14 protein-coding genes are annotated in these 14,735 nt (G+C 72.5%); 4 read left to right on the top strand and 10 right to left on the bottom strand.

The window, feature by feature from the left end; genetic code table 11:
* Positions 1-98: 98 nt before the first annotated feature.
* The 3 genes from MRBLMG1_RS06275 to MRBLMG1_RS06265 form a co-directional block, all read right to left on the bottom strand.
* Complete coding sequence (locus tag MRBLMG1_RS06275; protein WP_367821544.1) at positions 99-1,751, bottom strand: phospho-sugar mutase; 1,653 nt, start codon at positions 1,749-1,751, stop codon at positions 99-101.
* Positions 1,752-2,063: 312 nt separating this feature from the next.
* On the bottom strand, positions 2,064-2,867 hold the full coding sequence (locus MRBLMG1_RS06270; RefSeq protein ID WP_367821542.1) for a purine-nucleoside phosphorylase: 804 nt from the start codon (positions 2,865-2,867) through the stop codon (positions 2,064-2,066).
* Between the two features lie 168 nt (positions 2,868-3,035).
* Positions 3,036-3,473: a gamma-glutamylcyclotransferase gene (locus MRBLMG1_RS06265; RefSeq protein ID WP_367821540.1), complete on the bottom strand. Its 438-nt coding sequence runs from the start codon at positions 3,471-3,473 to the stop codon at positions 3,036-3,038.
* 218 nt (positions 3,474-3,691) lie between these two features.
* On the opposite strand from MRBLMG1_RS06265, the gene MRBLMG1_RS06260 reads away from it, so the two are divergent.
* Positions 3,692-5,131, top strand: coding sequence for an NAD(P)H-quinone dehydrogenase (locus MRBLMG1_RS06260; protein ID WP_358474766.1), 1,440 nt, complete (start codon positions 3,692-3,694; stop codon positions 5,129-5,131).
* A gap of 189 nt (positions 5,132-5,320) precedes the next feature.
* Positions 5,321-6,277 carry a DeoR/GlpR family DNA-binding transcription regulator gene (locus tag MRBLMG1_RS06255; RefSeq protein WP_367821538.1) on the top strand — a complete coding sequence of 319 codons (957 nt, stop codon included), beginning with the start codon at positions 5,321-5,323 and terminating at the stop codon, positions 6,275-6,277.
* Between the two features lie 108 nt (positions 6,278-6,385).
* Here the strand turns inward: MRBLMG1_RS06255 and MRBLMG1_RS06250 are convergent, their stop codons facing one another.
* Complete coding sequence (locus MRBLMG1_RS06250; protein WP_367821536.1) at positions 6,386-6,931, bottom strand: TetR/AcrR family transcriptional regulator; 546 nt, start codon at positions 6,929-6,931, stop codon at positions 6,386-6,388.
* A 111-nt stretch (positions 6,932-7,042) separates the two neighbouring features.
* Positions 7,043-8,797, bottom strand: coding sequence for an acetyl/propionyl/methylcrotonyl-CoA carboxylase subunit alpha (locus MRBLMG1_RS06245; protein WP_367821535.1), 1,755 nt, complete (start codon positions 8,795-8,797; stop codon positions 7,043-7,045).
* A 373-nt stretch (positions 8,798-9,170) separates the two neighbouring features.
* Here MRBLMG1_RS06245 and MRBLMG1_RS06240 point away from each other — a divergent pair, with 373 nt between their 5' ends.
* A complete protein-coding gene (locus MRBLMG1_RS06240) occupies positions 9,171-9,605 on the top strand; it encodes a hypothetical protein (protein ID WP_367821534.1) in 435 nt (144 codons plus the stop codon).
* A 133-nt stretch (positions 9,606-9,738) separates the two neighbouring features.
* Here MRBLMG1_RS06240 and MRBLMG1_RS06235 read toward each other — a convergent pair whose 3' ends face one another.
* The 3 genes from MRBLMG1_RS06235 to MRBLMG1_RS06225 form a co-directional block, all read right to left on the bottom strand.
* Entirely contained in the window at positions 9,739-10,344 is a 606-nt protein-coding gene (locus tag MRBLMG1_RS06235) for a nucleoside triphosphate pyrophosphatase (RefSeq protein ID WP_367821532.1), read from the bottom strand.
* 59 nt (positions 10,345-10,403) lie between these two features.
* Entirely contained in the window at positions 10,404-10,532 is a 129-nt protein-coding gene (gene mmpB, locus MRBLMG1_RS06230) for a morphogenic membrane protein MmpB (RefSeq protein WP_367821530.1), read from the bottom strand.
* A 70-nt stretch (positions 10,533-10,602) separates the two neighbouring features.
* Entirely contained in the window at positions 10,603-11,247 is a 645-nt protein-coding gene (locus tag MRBLMG1_RS06225) for a TetR/AcrR family transcriptional regulator (RefSeq protein ID WP_367821528.1), read from the bottom strand.
* A 61-nt stretch (positions 11,248-11,308) separates the two neighbouring features.
* On the opposite strand from MRBLMG1_RS06225, the gene MRBLMG1_RS06220 reads away from it, so the two are divergent.
* The gene (locus MRBLMG1_RS06220; protein ID WP_367821527.1) at positions 11,309-12,715 is read left to right on the top strand and encodes an MFS transporter; all 1,407 of its coding nucleotides are present in this window, start codon (positions 11,309-11,311) and stop codon (positions 12,713-12,715) included.
* 68 nt (positions 12,716-12,783) lie between these two features.
* Here MRBLMG1_RS06220 and MRBLMG1_RS06215 read toward each other — a convergent pair whose 3' ends face one another.
* On the bottom strand, positions 12,784-12,996 hold the full coding sequence (locus MRBLMG1_RS06215) for an acyl-CoA carboxylase epsilon subunit (RefSeq protein ID WP_367821525.1): 213 nt from the start codon (positions 12,994-12,996) through the stop codon (positions 12,784-12,786).
* A 28-nt stretch (positions 12,997-13,024) separates the two neighbouring features.
* Entirely contained in the window at positions 13,025-14,617 is a 1,593-nt protein-coding gene (locus tag MRBLMG1_RS06210; RefSeq protein WP_367821523.1) for an acyl-CoA carboxylase subunit beta, read from the bottom strand.
* Positions 14,618-14,735: the final 118 nt, after the last annotated feature.

The raw sequence follows: 14,735 nt of genomic DNA, 5'->3' as shown, positions 1-14,735 counted from the left end.
CACGCCGGAGGCACGGCGCGGGACGGACGGACACGCCGGAGGGCCAGTACGGAATCGCTTCCGTACCGGCCCTCCGGCGTGTCCGTCCCGCGGTCGCCCTACAGCCCCGCGGCGGCGGAGAGGTCCCGCTTGATCTCGGCGAGCACCCGGGCGCCGGTGGCGCGGGCCGTCGCCAGCTCGCTGCCGTCGCCGACCGGGACGACGACCTCCAGGTAGCACTTCAGCTTGGGCTCGGTGCCGCTCGGGCGGACGATGACCCGGGCCTTGTAGTCGCCCTCCAGGTGGTAGCGCAGGCCGTCCGTGGGCGGCAGCGACTCCGTGCCCTTCGTCAGGTCCTCGGCCGAGACGACCGTGAGCCCGGCGAGCGAGACCGGCGGCCGCTCGCGCAGCGCGGCCATCGCGTTCGCGATGACGCCCAGGTCCTCGACCCGCACCGACAGCTGGTCCGTGGCGTGCAGCCCGTGCGCCACCGCCAGGTCGTCGAGGAGGTCGGTGAGCGTGCGGCCCTGCTCCTTGAGCACCGAGGCCAGCTCGGTGACGAGCAGCGCCGCCGTGATGCCGTCCTTGTCGCGGACGCCCTCGGGGTCGACGCAGTAGCCCAGCGCCTCCTCGTAGCCGTACCGCAGTCCCTCGACGCGGGCGATCCACTTGAAGCCGGTCAGCGTCTCCTCGTAGCCGACGCCCGCGGCCTGCGCGATCCGGCCGAGCAGCGACGACGACACGATCGACTCGGCGAACACGCCGGTGGCGCCCTTGTGCACCAGGTGCGCGGCGAGCAGCGCGCCCACCTCGTCGCCGCGCAGCATCCGCCAGCCGCCCTCGACGGACGCGTCCGGCACGGCGACCGCGCAGCGGTCCGCGTCCGGGTCGTTGGCGATGACGATGTCGGGGTCCACGGCCCGGGCCGCCTCGAAGGCGAGGTCCATGGCACCCGGCTCCTCCGGGTTCGGGAAGGCGACCGTCGGGAACGCCGGGTCGGGCTCGGCCTGCGCGGCGACGAGCGCGGGCGGCGGGAAGCCGGCGCGGCCGAAGGCCGCCGTCAGGACGTCCTTGCCGACGCCGTGCATGGCCGTGTAGACGGTCCGGGCGGTCCGGGGGGAGCCGGCGGTCAGGACGGCGTCCGTGCGCTCCAGGTAGGCGTCGAGGACCTCGTCGCCGAGGGTCTCCCAGCCGGACTCCGGGCGGGGCACGTCCGCGAGGGAGCGCACCGCGTCGATCTCGGCGGCGATCTCCGCGTCGGCGGGCGGCACGATCTGCGAGCCGTCGCCGAGGTAGACCTTGTAGCCGTTGTCCCGCGGCGGGTTGTGGCTCGCCGTCACCTCCACGCCGGCGACGGCACCCAGATGCCTTATGGCGAACGCCAGGACGGGCGTCGGAAGCGGTCGCGGGAGGACCGCCGCGCGCAGCCCCGCCCCGATCATCACGGCGGCCGTGTCACGGGCGAAGTCGGCCGACTTGTAGCGGGCGTCGTAGCCGATGACCACCAGGCCGCCCCGCTCGCCCTTCGCGTTCAGGTACGCGGCCAGTCCCGCCGCGGCGCGGATGACGACCGAGCGGTTCATCCGCATCGGCCCGGCGCCGAGCTCACCGCGGAGCCCGGCCGTGCCGAACTGCAGCGTGCCGCCGAAGCGGTCGGCGAGCTCGTCGGTGGCGTTGCGGTCGAGGAGCGCGGCGAGTTCCTCGCGGGTCTCCTGGTCGGGGTCCTCGGCGAGCCACGCCTGGGCCCGGGCGAGGAGGTCGTCCTGCGTCACGGTGGTGTGCCTTTCGGGGGTTGGGCGGGAGTGCGGGCGGGTGCGGTGCCGCTGCGCGGAGCCTTCCCCCACCCCGCCCCTTCCCGAAACCGGGGCTCCGCCCCGGCCCCCGCGCCTCGTACGCCGACGGGGCGGGGAGGCGGCGCCGTGTCAAGGCCCGCCCGGCGGTCGGGGGCACGGCCGCGGGCCGTACGGGTCCGGGGGCGTGCTCCGGTGTCGGGAAGGGGCGGGGCGGGGTGGAGGCCCCGCGCGGCGCCCCGAAGCCCGTCCGGCCCCCCACGGGCCGGGCGGTGCGAGGGGCGCACGGGGAACTCAGATCCGGTCGAGGACCCGCGTCAGGAGTTCACCCATTCGCGCCGCGGAGTCGCGCCCCGCCTGGAGGACCTCTTCGTGGTTCAGCGGCTCGCCCGAGAGGCCCGCCGCCAGGTTGGTGACGAGGGAGATGCCGAGGACCTCGGCGCCGGCCTCGCGGGCGGCGATGGCCTCGAGGACGGTGGACATGCCGACGAGGTCGCCGCCCATGACGCGGACCATGTTGATCTCGGCCGGGGTCTCGTAGTGGGGGCCGGGGAACTGGACGTAGACGCCCTCTTCCAGGGTCTCGTCGATCTCCTTGCACAGGGCGCGCAGGCGCGGCGAGTACAGGTCGGTGAGGTCGACGAAGTTGGCGCCCACGATGGGGGAGGCGGCCGTGAGGTTGAGGTGGTCGCTGATGAGGACCGGCTGGCCGGGGCGCATGCCCTCGCGGAGGCCGCCGCAGCCGTTGGTGAGGATGATGGTCTTGCAGCCGGCGGCGACGGCGGTGCGGACGCCGTGGGCGACGGAGGCGACGCCGCGGCCCTCGTAGAAGTGGGTGCGGCCGAGGAAGACCAGCGCGCGCTTGTCGCCGATCTTGTACGAGCGGATCTTGCCGCCGTGGCCCTCGACCGCGGGCGGCGGGAAGCCGGGGAGTTCGGTGACCGGGAACTCGGCCTCGGGGTCTCCGAGCGCGTCGACGGCGGGGGCCCAGCCGGAGCCCATGACCAGGGCGACGTCGTGGTTCTCGACTCCGGTCAGCTCGCGAAGACGTGCGGCAGCGGCCTCGGCGGCCTCGTACGGGGTGGCAGTTGCGTTCACTGACTCTCTCGCCTCGGGGAGGGGAGTCCGAGGGGGGCCCCGGACGGATTTGGTACGCGAAGAAGCGTAGCCGGAGAATGCCTACGCGCGTAGATGACGATGCTGACGGACATGCGATCGTTGTCTTGTCGTTTCCGACGAACGGGAGGTTCCGGTCTCCCGGGCGGATCAACAGGGACGCTTGCGCAACTCCATCACGTAGTCGTGCGGTGCGCCCGCCGACTCGGCCGCGTCCGCGACCTCGCCCAGGTACCGGGCGGAGGGCAGCCCGCCCTCGTAGGCGTTGAGCACGTACACCCAGGCCGCCTCCTCGCCGTCGAGGGTGTGCACCCGCACCCGCATCCGCCGGTAGATGTCGAGGCCCACGCCCTCCCAGCGGTCCATGGAGTCCTCGTCCATCGGCGCGATGTCGTACAGCGCCACGAAGACCTGGGAGCGGGGGGCCTCCGCGATGGTGGCGAGCGCGCCCTCCCAGCCCATCTGCTCACCGCCGAAGGTCAGCCGCCAGCCGTTCAGCCAGCCGGTGCCGCGCAGGGGGGAGTGCGGTGCGCGGCGGCTCATCAGCCGAGCGTCGAGGTTGCCGGCGAACGCGGCGTAGAGCGACATGGGACCGAGGGTACGGGAGGGGGTGGGGTGTCCGCCGAACTCCGAGGTGGCGGACGCGCGGAGGGCGCGCGACACCCCCTACGGTGCCCCGACGTGAGGCAGCGCCGGGCGTGCGGGAGAATGGGGTACGCACTTGAAGCGTGCGGGACAATGGCGTACGCACTGCACCCCAGCGGGGGGACCCCCCGGCAGAACGAGAGCGCGAGGCGTAGATCCCAGTGACCCGGATCGTGATCATCGGCGGCGGACCCGGCGGATACGAGGCGGCCCTGGTGGGCGCCCAACTCGGCGCGGAGGTGACCGTCGTCGACTGCGACGGCCTCGGCGGCGCGTCCGTCCTGACCGACTGCGTCCCCTCCAAGACCCTGATCGCCACCGCCGAGGTGATGACCACCTTCGACTCCTCGTACGAGGAGCTGGGCATCATCGTCGCGGACGACACCCCGCACGTGGAGCAGGCCGCCCGCGTCGTGGGCGTGGACCTCGGCAAGGTCAACCGACGGGTGAAGCGCCTCGCGCTGGCCCAGTCGCACGACATCACCGCCTCCGTCACCCGGGCGGGCGCCCGGGTGCTGCGCGGGCGCGGCCGGCTCTCCGGCCGGCAGGCCGTGGACGGCTCCCGCCAGGTGATCGTCACCGCGGCCGACGGCACGGAGGAGACGCTGACCGCGGACGCCGTGCTGATCGCGACCGGCGCCCACCCGCGCGAGGTGCCCGACGCCAAGCCGGACGGCGAGCGCATCCTGAACTGGACGCAGGTCTACGACCTCAAGGAGCTCCCGGAGGAGCTCATCGTGGTCGGCTCCGGCGTCACCGGCGCCGAGTTCGCCGGCGCCTACCAGGCGCTCGGCTCCCGGGTCACCCTCGTCTCCTCCCGCGACCGGGTGCTGCCGGGCGAGGACCCGGACGCGGCGGCCGTCCTCGAGGACGTGTTCCGGCGCCGCGGCATGAACGTCATGGCCCGCTCCCGCGCCGAGTCCGCGAAGCGGGTCGGCGACCGGGTCGAGGTCACCCTGGCGGACGGCCGGGTCATCTCCGGCACGCACTGCCTGATGGCGGTCGGCGCGATCCCGAACTCGGCCGGAATGGGTCTGGAGGAGGCCGGGATCAAGCTGAAGGACTCCGGTCACATCTGGACCGACCGGGTCTCCCGCACCAGCGCCCCCGGCGTGTACGCGGCCGGCGACGTCACCGGCGTGTTCGCGCTGGCCTCGGTCGCCGCCATGCAGGGCCGTATCGCGATGTACCACTTCCTCGGCGACGCGGTGGCCCCGCTCAACCTGAAGACGGTCTCGTCGAACGTCTTCACCGATCCCGAGATCGCCACCGTCGGCTACACCCAGGCCGACGTGGACGCGGGCAAGATCGACGCCAAGGTCGTCAAGCTGCCGCTGCTGCGCAACCCGCGTGCGAAGATGCAGGGCATCCGGGACGGCTTCGTCAAGATCTTCTGCCGTCCGGGCACCGGCATCGTGGTCGGCGGCTGCGTCGTCGCCCCGAAGGCGAGCGAGCTGATCCACCCGATCTCGATCGCGGTCGACAACAATCTGACGGTCGAACAGATCGCAAATGCTTTCACCGTGTACCCCTCCCTGTCGGGCTCGATCGCGGAAGTGGCACGGCAGTTGCACACCCGAAAGTCGGCGGGCGAGGCGTAGCACGCCCGTCGGGCGCCGCTCCCGCCTGCGGGAACGGTTCGCCGACTCGGACAACCCCCGGCAAGGCGGGGCATAGATCAATCAACGACGGGGCCTCCCATACCACTTGGAGGCCCCGTCTGTGCGCATCTTCTGCAATTCGGCGCATAGTGCTGAAAACTATCGGCCGGTCACGTTACTGTCAGTTTCGTGTTCGCTGCAGAACGTCGCCAGTTGATCCTCGAAATGGTGCGAGCCAATGGGGCCGTGTCGCTCCGCGAGCTCGCCCGCGTCGTCCAGACCTCGGAAGTGACCGTACGGAGAGACGTACGGGCACTCGAGGCAGAAGGACTCCTCGACCGCCGCCATGGCGGTGCGGTGTTGCCGGGCGGATTCACGCGAGAATCCGGCTTCCCGCAGAAATCCCATCTCGCGACCGCGGAGAAGACGGCCATCGCCGACGTCGCCGCGAGCCTCGTCGAAGAAGGCGAGGCCATCGTCGTCGGCGCCGGGACGACCACGCAGGAGCTGGCCCGCCGGCTCGCCCGCGTGCCCGGTCTGACCGTGGTCACCAACTCCCTGCTCGTCGCCCAGGCCCTCGCCCACGCCAACCGGGTCGAGGTCGTCATGACCGGCGGCACCCTGCGCGGCTCCAACTACGCGCTGGTGGGCAGCGGGGCCGAGCAGTCCCTCCAGGGGCTGCGGGTCTCCCGGGCCTTCCTCTCCGGAAGCGGGCTGACCGCCGAGCGCGGCCTGTCCACGTCCAACATGCTCTCCGCGAGCGTGGACCGGGCGCTGGTGCAGGCGGCCGCGGAGGTCGTGGTCCTCGCCGACCACACCAAGCTCGGCTCCGACACCATGTTCCAGACGGTGCCGACGGACGTCATCACCCGCCTCGTCACCGACGAGCCCCCGGCCCACGACGACCGTGCCGCCACCGAGCTCCAGGCCCTCGCCGACCAGGGCGTACAGATCGCCGTCGCCGGCACGGGCCAGAGCGCGGCCGGCGGTGACCAGCACCCCCCGGGCGCCCGGCCCCGCCGTGACATGCCGCTCCCCGTCCAGCGGGGCCGGATGGCGGCCGGTCAGTACCGTGGTCCGGGTGGCGGCATGGCCGCGGAGACGATGGAGCGCACCGCGCGCGTCGCGGACATGCGCCGCCGCTGAGGCCCCGAGGGACCCTCCCCCAGGGGTCCCACGCCCCCGTGCACCTGCGCGGGACGAGGGCCCGGCTCTCAGCCGTCGAGCGCCCGTGGCGTCAGCGCCGAGGCCGGCTCAGCCCTTGAGCCCCCGGAGCGTCAGTGCGAGCAGGCGGTCCGCGAGGAGTGCGTCCTCCGGGCACTGTTCCGCCGCCAGCGCGATCGCGTTGGTCAGTTGCATCAGGTCGCCGATCGACACGTCGGCACGTACCTGCCCCGCCTCCTGGGCGCGCCCGAGCAGTCGCTCGCCCGCCGCGCGCAGCGGATCGCTGCACCGGGCGAGTGCGGAACTCCGGTCGTACGACGCGGACATCAGCGCGTGGGCGAGCCCCCGGTACTCGACCGCGTGGGTGATCAGCGCCCGCAGCCACTCCACGAGCGCCCGGCACGGCGCGTCCGCCTCCGCCAGCTCCCGCGAGCGGTCGAGCAGTTCCGCCAGGGCCTCCTGGAAGACCGAGTTGAGGAGTTCGGCCCGGGTGGGGAAGTGGCGGTAGAGGGTGCCGATCCCGACGCCCGCGCGCCGCGCGATCTCCTCCAGGGGTGCGTCGGTGCCCTGTTCGGCGAAGGCCGTCCGGGCTTCGGTGAGCAGCCGCTCGTGGTTGCGGCGCGCGTCGGCTCGCATGGCTGATGGCCCTCCCCTGGTCCGGCCCGATCTGCGCCCGGGCCGCAGCGTGCACGAAGGGCCCGCAGGCTGCTGCCTGCGGGCCCTCCGTACCGTACTGGGTGCGACGGGTCAGTCCTTGATGTCGCAGATGGAGGCGCCGGAGGTGACGGACGCGCCGACCTCGGCGCTCAGGCCCTTGACGGTGCCGGAGCGGTGCGCGTTGAGCGGCTGCTCCATCTTCATGGCCTCCAGGACGACGATGAGGTCGCCCTCCTTGACCTCCTGGCCCTCCTCGACCGCGACCTTGACGATCGTGCCCTGCATCGGGGAGGCGAGGGTGTCGCCGGAGGCGGTCGGGCCGGACTTCTTGGCCGCGCGCCGCTTCGGCTTGGCACCCGCCGCGAGGCCCGTGCGGGCCAGCGTCATGCCGAGCGAGGACGGCAGGGAGACCTCGAGGCGCTTGCCGCCGACCTCGACGACGATCGTCTCGCGGTTGCCCTCGTCCTCGTCCGCCTCACCGGCGGCGGGGGCGAAGGGCTTGATCTCGTTGACGAACTCCGTCTCGATCCACCGGGTGTGGACGCGGAACGGGTTCGCGGTGAACGCCGGGTCGACGACGACGGCCCGGTGGAACGGGATCGCGGTCGCCATGCCCTCGACCTTGAACTCCGCCAGGGCGCGGGCGGCACGCTGGAGCGCCTGCTCGCGGGTCGCGCCGGTGACGATCAGCTTGGCGAGGAGCGAGTCCCACGCCGGGCCGATGACCGAGCCCGACTCGACACCGGCGTCCAGGCGGACACCGGGGCCCGTGGGGGCGTCGAAGACGGTGACGGTGCCGGGGGCGGGCAGGAAGCCGCGGCCCGGGTCCTCGCCGTTGATACGGAACTCGAAGGAGTGACCGCGCACGGCGGGGTCGCCGTAACCGAGCTCCTCGCCGTCGGCGATCCGGAACATCTCGCGGACCAGGTCGATGCCGGTGACCTCTTCGGTGACCGGGTGCTCGACCTGGAGGCGGGTGTTGACCTCGAGGAAGGAGATCGTGCCGTCCGTGCCGACGAGGAACTCGACCGTGCCGGCGCCGACGTAGCCGGCCTCCTTCAGGATCGCCTTCGACGCCGCGTACAGCTCCGCGTTCTGCTCGGCCGTCAGGAACGGCGCGGGCGCCTCCTCGACCAGCTTCTGGTGGCGGCGCTGGAGCGAGCAGTCACGGGTGGAGACGACGACCACGTTGCCGTGGGAGTCGGCCAGGCACTGGGTCTCGACGTGGCGCGGCCTGTCGAGGTAGCGCTCGACGAAGCACTCGCCGCGGCCGAAGGCGGCGACGGCCTCGCGGACGGCGGAGTCGTAGAGCTCCGGGACCTCTTCGAGGGTGCGGGCGACCTTCAGGCCGCGACCGCCGCCACCGAAGGCGGCCTTGATCGCGATCGGCAGGCCGTGCTCCTCGGCGAACGCGACGACCTCGTCGGCGCCCGACACGGGGTCGGGGGTGCCGGCCACGAGCGGCGCGCCGGCGCGCTGCGCGATGTGACGCGCCGCCACCTTGTCACCCAGGTCGCGGATCGCCTGCGGCGGCGGCCCGATCCAGATCAGACCGGCGTCCAGGACGGCCTGCGCGAACTCGGCGTTCTCGGAGAGGAAGCCGTAACCCGGGTGGACGGCGTCCGCCCCGGAGTCCTGCGCGGCCTGCAACACCTTGGCCATGTCCAGGTAACTGGTCGCCGGAGTGTCACCGCCCAGAGCGAACGCCTCGTCGGCCGCCCGGACGTGCAGAGCGTCCCGGTCCGGCTCGGCGTACACGGCCACGCTGCCGATACCCGCGTCCCGGCACGCCCGGGCCACACGGACAGCGATTTCGCCACGGTTGGCGATGAGCACCTTGCGCACGATGGCTCCCTCCTTGAAACAAGCTGAGTTTAGGGACTGCCGACACGGCCTTTCGACCCGTCCCCTGTGGTGAGCTTGCCCACACGGAGCGTGACCCCGGGCCTGCTCGGGTCGTGAATTCCCTTGTCGCACCACGGTACGCAGGGTTCCTTTACGGCACAGTAGATCCGAGGTGTGGCGCAGGTCTCTGTTCATCCGGCCAGTCGCCATTCGGGTTTCTTTGTCGAGTCCCTACGAATGGCTCGACGATTCTTTGCGGACGCGTCCGCCGCCACCCGCCGTGCGCGAACCCTTGTCCAGGGGTTTACCGGCCAGTAGCCTTCGCGCTGTCGATCGTACTGTCGGTAACAGGCGAATCCAGGGGGTGGCCGAGGTGGCCCGCAGACCGATAGCTCTCGTGACGGCGGCGGTGCTCCTCCTCGAAGCGCCCGGCATCGTCGCGATCAACGCCGTGATGGCGCGGTTCGTCGAGGTGCAGGCGATGTCCCTCGACGGGATGGACCCCGACGCGATGGTCACCGGCACCTGGGCGCTCGGCATCGGCTCCGGCGCCGCCCTCGTCCTCTGCGGCCTCGTCGCCCTCCTCGCGGGCGTCCGCGACCGCGCGCCGGGCCGCTTCGGCCGCGCGCTCCTCATCGGCTGCGCGGTCGTGCACGGCCTCCTCGGCGCGGTCGCGGTTGGCCTCCTCGGCTGGAAGGCCTTCGCCTTCCTGATGCTCGTCCTCGGCCTGCTCGTCCTCACCCTGGTGGCGTACGGCAAGGAGGCCCCGGCCGAAAAGGCCCCGGCGCAGGAGCCGGCGGCGGCCTGAGCGCCGGTTACCCGGTCCGGCTCGCCCAGGTCCGGCTCGCCCGGGTCCCGCCTGCCTGCGTCCCGCCCGCCTCTGCCCCGCTCGCCTGGGTCCCGCTCGTCCGGTCCGGCTCGTCCGGTCCCCGGGCGGCGTTTCAGACCCAGAGGTCGGTGATCTCGACGCCCAGCTTCCCGAGCAGCCTGCGCAGCAGCGGCAGCGACAGGCCGATCACGTTGCCCGGGTCGCCGTCGATGCCGTCGATGAACGGCGCCGAGCGGCCGTCCAGGGTGAACGCGCCCGCCACGTGCAGCGGTTCGCCGCTCGCCACGTACGCCGCGATCTCCGCGTCCGTCGGTTCGCCGAAGCGCACGACGGTGGAGGCGGTCGCCGACTCGTACCGCTTGGCCGCCGTGTCGTACACGCAGTGACCGGTCTGGAGGATGCCGACGCGGCCGCGCATCGCCTTCCAGCGGGCGGTGGCCTCCTCGGCGTCGGCCGGCTTGCCGAGGGCCTGCTTGTCGAGTTCGAGGACCGAGTCACAGCCGATGACGAGCGCGCCGAACACCTCGGGCCTGGCGGCCACATGGGCGGCCTTCGCCTCGGCGAGCGCGAGGGCGAGTTCGGCCGGGGTCGGGGCGTGGACCTTGTCCTCGTCGACGCCGCTCACGATCACCTCGGGGGCGAGCCCGGCCTGGCGGAGCAGGCCGAGGCGGGCGGGGGAGGCGGAGGCGAGGACGACACGGCGCGGTTCAGCAGTCATGGGGGCAGCGTAGCCAGTGCGGCGGGCCCGTTCCCGCCGAACCGGCGGCGCTCACCGGCTCATCGCGCGCTGACGACGACCATCGCCACCACCATCGCCAGCGCCAGGACCACACCGCTGCGGCGGAGCATCGCCTGCATGTCGCGCAGGAACTTCGGCGGCTGGTTCTTCGGGTCGGACCACAGCATGCTCCGATCCTCCGGGCGGGGCTCGCGGGCCGCCTGAGTACGGATACTCAGGCGGCCCCGTGCCGAAGGACTATTCGCGGACGAAGACGCCGTCGCGGGCGGCCGCGAGCGCCGCCGACGCGGCCCGTTCGGCCACGCTCGCGGTGAGTTCCTCGTGGGTGACCGCGAAGCGGTAGTAGAGCGGCGCGGAGACGGCCCGGAGCAGTTCGACGGGGTCGGTCCCGGCCGGGATCTCGCCGCGGGCCGCGCCCTTGGCGACGGCGGGGGTCCATTCGGCGAGCCGGGTCCGGTAGAAGCCGGCGAGGGCGCGGGCGCACTCCTCGTCGCAGGCCGCCGCGGCGATGACGGCGCGGAAGACGGCGCCCATCCGGGGGTCGGTGAGGGTGGCCCGGACGAGTTCGGCGTTGGCCCGGAGGTCTCCGGCGAGGGTGCCGGTGTCGGCGGCGGGCAGGGACTGCTCCGCCATGTCGTGCAGGAGGTCGCCGACCAGGCCGGTGGGGGAGGTCCAGCGGCGGTAGACGGTGGTCTTGCCGACGCCGGCGCTGGCGGCGATCCGGTCCATGTTCAGGGCGTGGAAGCCGGTGTCGGCGAGGGCTTCCAGGGTGGCTTCGAGGACGGCCCTCCGGACCTTGGCGGTGCGGCCGCCGGGGCGCAGGGTGCCGGGTGAGGCCGGCCGGCTCTCGTTCAAATGGGTCTCCAGTTCCATTAGCACCATCGACTCTGCTACGGTACGGGACATCTTAACGGAACCAGTCTCCCATTAAGGGGTCGTTCGCATGGTTGCCCTGGATCTCCCCGCGCCCACCGAGCCCGCCACGGGACCCGCCGCCGACCGCATGACCGGCCGGATGCGCATCGTCCTTGTCGTCCTCCTCCTCGCCCAGTTCATGCTGGCCGTGGACTTCTCGATCCTGAACGTCGCCCTGCCCGTCATCGGCCAGGGACTCGGCTTCACCCTCGGCGGCCTCCAGTGGATCGCCACCGCCTTCGCCCTCGCCGCCGCCGGCTTCACCCTCCTCTTCGGGCGCGTCGCCGACCTCGTCGGCCGCCGCCGCCTCTTCCTCGGCGGCATGGCCCTCCTCGGCCTCTCCTCGCTGGCCGGCGGCCTCGCCACGGGCCCCGGGACGCTGATGGCCGCCCGCGTCGCCCAGGGCCTCGCCACCGCCGCCGTGACCCCCGCCGGGCTCGCCCTGCTCACCTCCTCCTTCCCCGAGGGCCCGCTGCGCGCCAAGTCGCTCGGCCTCAACGGCGCCCTGATGTCCGCGGGCTTCACCACCGGCGCGATCCTCGGCGGCGTCCTCACCGACCTGCTCTCCTGGCGCTGGGCGTTCCTCGTCAACGTGCCGGTCGCCCTCGCCGTCCTCCTCGTCGCCCCCGCCGTCCTCGCGGAGAGCCGCCCGGCCGTCCGGCCCCGCCTCGACGTGCCGGGCGCGATCACCGTCACGGGCGGGCTCCTCGCCCTCGTCTACGGCCTGACCGTCGCCGGCGAGCACGGCTGGGCCGACCCCGTGGCGCTCCTCGCCCTGGCCGCCGGAGCCGTCCTCCTCGCCGCCTTCGGCCTCGCCGAGCGCCGGGCCGCCTCGCCCCTCGTCCCGCTGCACGTCCTGAGGCGCCGCACGGTCGTCTGGGGCAACGTCGCCGGGCTCGTCGCCTTCGTCACCGAGACCTCCCTGGTCTTCCTGATGACCCTCTACCTCCAGGACGTCCTGGGCTTCTCGCCGCTGGCCGCCGGGCTCTCCTTCGGCGTCCTCGGCGCCGGCACGATCCTCGGCGGGGTGACCGCCTCCCGGTTCATCGGCCGCTTCGGCGCCCGCGCCGCCCTCGTCTCCGGCGGACTCCTCCAGGCCGCCGCCACCCTGTCCCTGTACGGGCTCGGCGACGACCGGGGCGGCCTCTGGCTGCTGCTCGCCGCGACCTTCGCCGGCGGCGTCGGCAACATGCTCGCGATCGTCGGCTTCATGGTCACCGCCACCTCCGGCATCCCCGACGGCGAGCAGGGCACGGCGACCGGGCTCGCGACGATGACCCAGCAGATCGGCATCACCATGGGCACGCCGATCATGAGCGCCGTCGTCGTCACCGCCCCCGTCCTCCTCGACGGCATCGGCCTCGCGGTCCTCGTCAACGCCGCGATCGTCGCCGCCGGAGCCGTCCTGACCGGCCTCTTCCTCCGCCGTACGTGACGCCGGGCGGACGCACGCGAAAGGCCGGACCCCCCGCACACGGGGTCCGGCCTCTCGTCAGGTGTCGGCTAGACGGGCCAGTACGACCTCGCCCAGGCCCGCGGGCCCGGCCGGTGCCGTACCGTCCGCGCGATGCGGGAGGGGTCCGACCAGCCCTCCGGCACTGCCGGGCCGGCGCCCTCGGCGGACGCCGCCGCCGTGGCCGCGGCCCGGGCTTGAACGACCGCCAGTGCGGCGGCCAGCTCCTCGGGCGTCGGATTTCCTCGTACGACCTTGATCACAACGGCTCCTTCAGCGCTCGTACGCGGCCTACAGCGGGATGTTGCCGTGCTTCTTCGGGGGAAGGGATTCCCGCTTCGTCCGCAGCTGACGCAGCCCCTTCACGATCTGCGGGCGCGTGTCGGACGGCAGGATCACCCCGTCGACGTAACCGCGCTCGGCCGCGATGTACGGGTTCAGGAGGGCGTCCTCGTACTCCCGCATCAGCCGCGCGCGCTCCGACTCCTGGTCATCCGCCTCGGCGATGGTGCGGCGGTGCAGGATGTTGACGGCGCCCTGCGCGCCCATGACCGCGATCTGCGCCGTCGGCCACGCCAGGTTCAGGTCCGCGCCCAGGTGCTTGGAGCCCATGACGTCGTACGCGCCGCCGAAGGCCTTCCGGGTGATGACGGTGATCAGCGGGACGGTCGCCTCGGCGTACGCGTAGATCAGCTTCGCGCCGCGCCGGATGATGCCGCCGTACTCCTGGTCCACGCCCGGCAGGAAGCCGGGGACGTCCACGAAGGTCAGGACCGGGATGTTGAACGCGTCGCAGGTGCGGACGAACCGCGCGGCCTTCTCGGACGCGTTGATGTCCAGGCAACCCGCGAACTGCATCGGCTGGTTGGCGACCACGCCGACCGGGAAGCCCTCGACGCGGCCGAAGCCGGTCACGATGTTCGGCGCGAACAGCGCCTGCGTCTCCAGGAACTCGCCGTCGTCCAGGACGTGCTCGATGACCTTGTGCATGTCGTACGGCTGGTTCGCCGAGTCCGGGATCAGCGTGTCGAGCTCGCGGTCCTCGTCCGTCACCTCGGTGTCCGCGACCTCCGGGAAGGCCGGCGGCTCGGACAGGTTGTTCGAAGGAAGGTACGACAGGAGCGACTTCACGTACTCGATCGCGTCCTTCTCGTCCCCGGACATGTGATGCGCCACGCCCGAGGTCGAGTTGTGCGTCCGGGCGCCGCCCAGCTCTTCGAAGCCCACGTCCTCGCCGGTCACCGTCTTGATGACGTCGGGACCCGTGATGAACATGTGGGAGGTCTGGTCCACCATCACGGTGAAGTCGGTGATCGCGGGGGAGTACACCGCGCCGCCCGCGCACGGGCCGACGACCAGGGAGATCTGCGGGATCACGCCGGAGGCGTGGGTGTTGCGGCGGAAGATCTCGCCGTACATGCCGAGCGCGCTCACACCCTCCTGGATGCGGGCGCCGCCGGAGTCGTTGATGCCGACGACCGGGCAGCCGGTCTTCAGCGCGAAGTCCATCACCTTGATGATCTTCTGGCCGTACGTCTCCCCGAGCGCGCCGCCGAAGACGGTGAAGTCCTGCGAGAAGACGGCGACCGGGCGCCCGTCGACCGTGCCGTAGCCGGTGACGACACCGTCCCCGTACGGACGGTTCTTCTCCAGACCGAAGTTGGTCGACCGGTGCCGGGCCAGCTCGTCGAGCTCGACGAACGACCCTTCGTCGAGCAGCAGGGCGATCCGCTCGCGCGCGGTCAGCTTGCCCTTCGCGTGCTGCTTCTCCACCGCGCGCTCCGAGCCGGCGTGAGTGGCCTCGTCGATACGGCGCTTGAGGTCCGCGATCTTGCCTGCGGTCGTGTGAATGTCGATCTCGTACTGCTCTGCCGGCTCGGACATCGGGATGCGGCTCCCTGCCTGGTCACGGGGGGTTCGTTGACTACGAATGGGCTACTGCTGGCCTACTGACCCGTAGCGTATCGACGCCGATACGGTTCGGCACTGCGGTCTTTGCCAC

Origin of the sequence: Streptomyces sp. LMG1-1-1.1 (assembly GCF_040815545.1) — a bacterium.
Lineage (GTDB): Bacteria > Actinomycetota > Actinomycetes > Streptomycetales > Streptomycetaceae > Streptomyces.
Note: the sequence above shows the minus strand (reverse complement) of the source record. Positions and strands in the feature narration are given on the sequence as shown.

What these genes read in the sequence shown, in the direction of transcription:
- MRBLMG1_RS06220 (WP_367821527.1), top strand. Translation starts at nt 11,309, where the DNA reads ATGGTTGCCCTGGATCTCCCCGCGCCCACCGAGCCCGCCACGGGACCC.
- MRBLMG1_RS06250 (WP_367821536.1), bottom strand. Translation starts at nt 6,931, where the DNA reads ATGCGAGCCGACGCGCGCCGCAACCACGAGCGGCTGCTCACCGAAGCC.
- MRBLMG1_RS06235 (WP_367821532.1), bottom strand. Translation starts at nt 10,344, where the DNA reads ATGACTGCTGAACCGCGCCGTGTCGTCCTCGCCTCCGCCTCCCCCGCC.
- MRBLMG1_RS06265 (WP_367821540.1), bottom strand. Translation starts at nt 3,473, where the DNA reads ATGTCGCTCTACGCCGCGTTCGCCGGCAACCTCGACGCTCGGCTGATG.
- mmpB (WP_367821530.1), bottom strand. Translation starts at nt 10,532, where the DNA reads ATGCTGTGGTCCGACCCGAAGAACCAGCCGCCGAAGTTCCTGCGCGAC.
- MRBLMG1_RS06225 (WP_367821528.1), bottom strand. Translation starts at nt 11,247, where the DNA reads ATGGTGCTAATGGAACTGGAGACCCATTTGAACGAGAGCCGGCCGGCC.
- MRBLMG1_RS06210 (WP_367821523.1), bottom strand. Translation starts at nt 14,617, where the DNA reads ATGTCCGAGCCGGCAGAGCAGTACGAGATCGACATTCACACGACCGCA.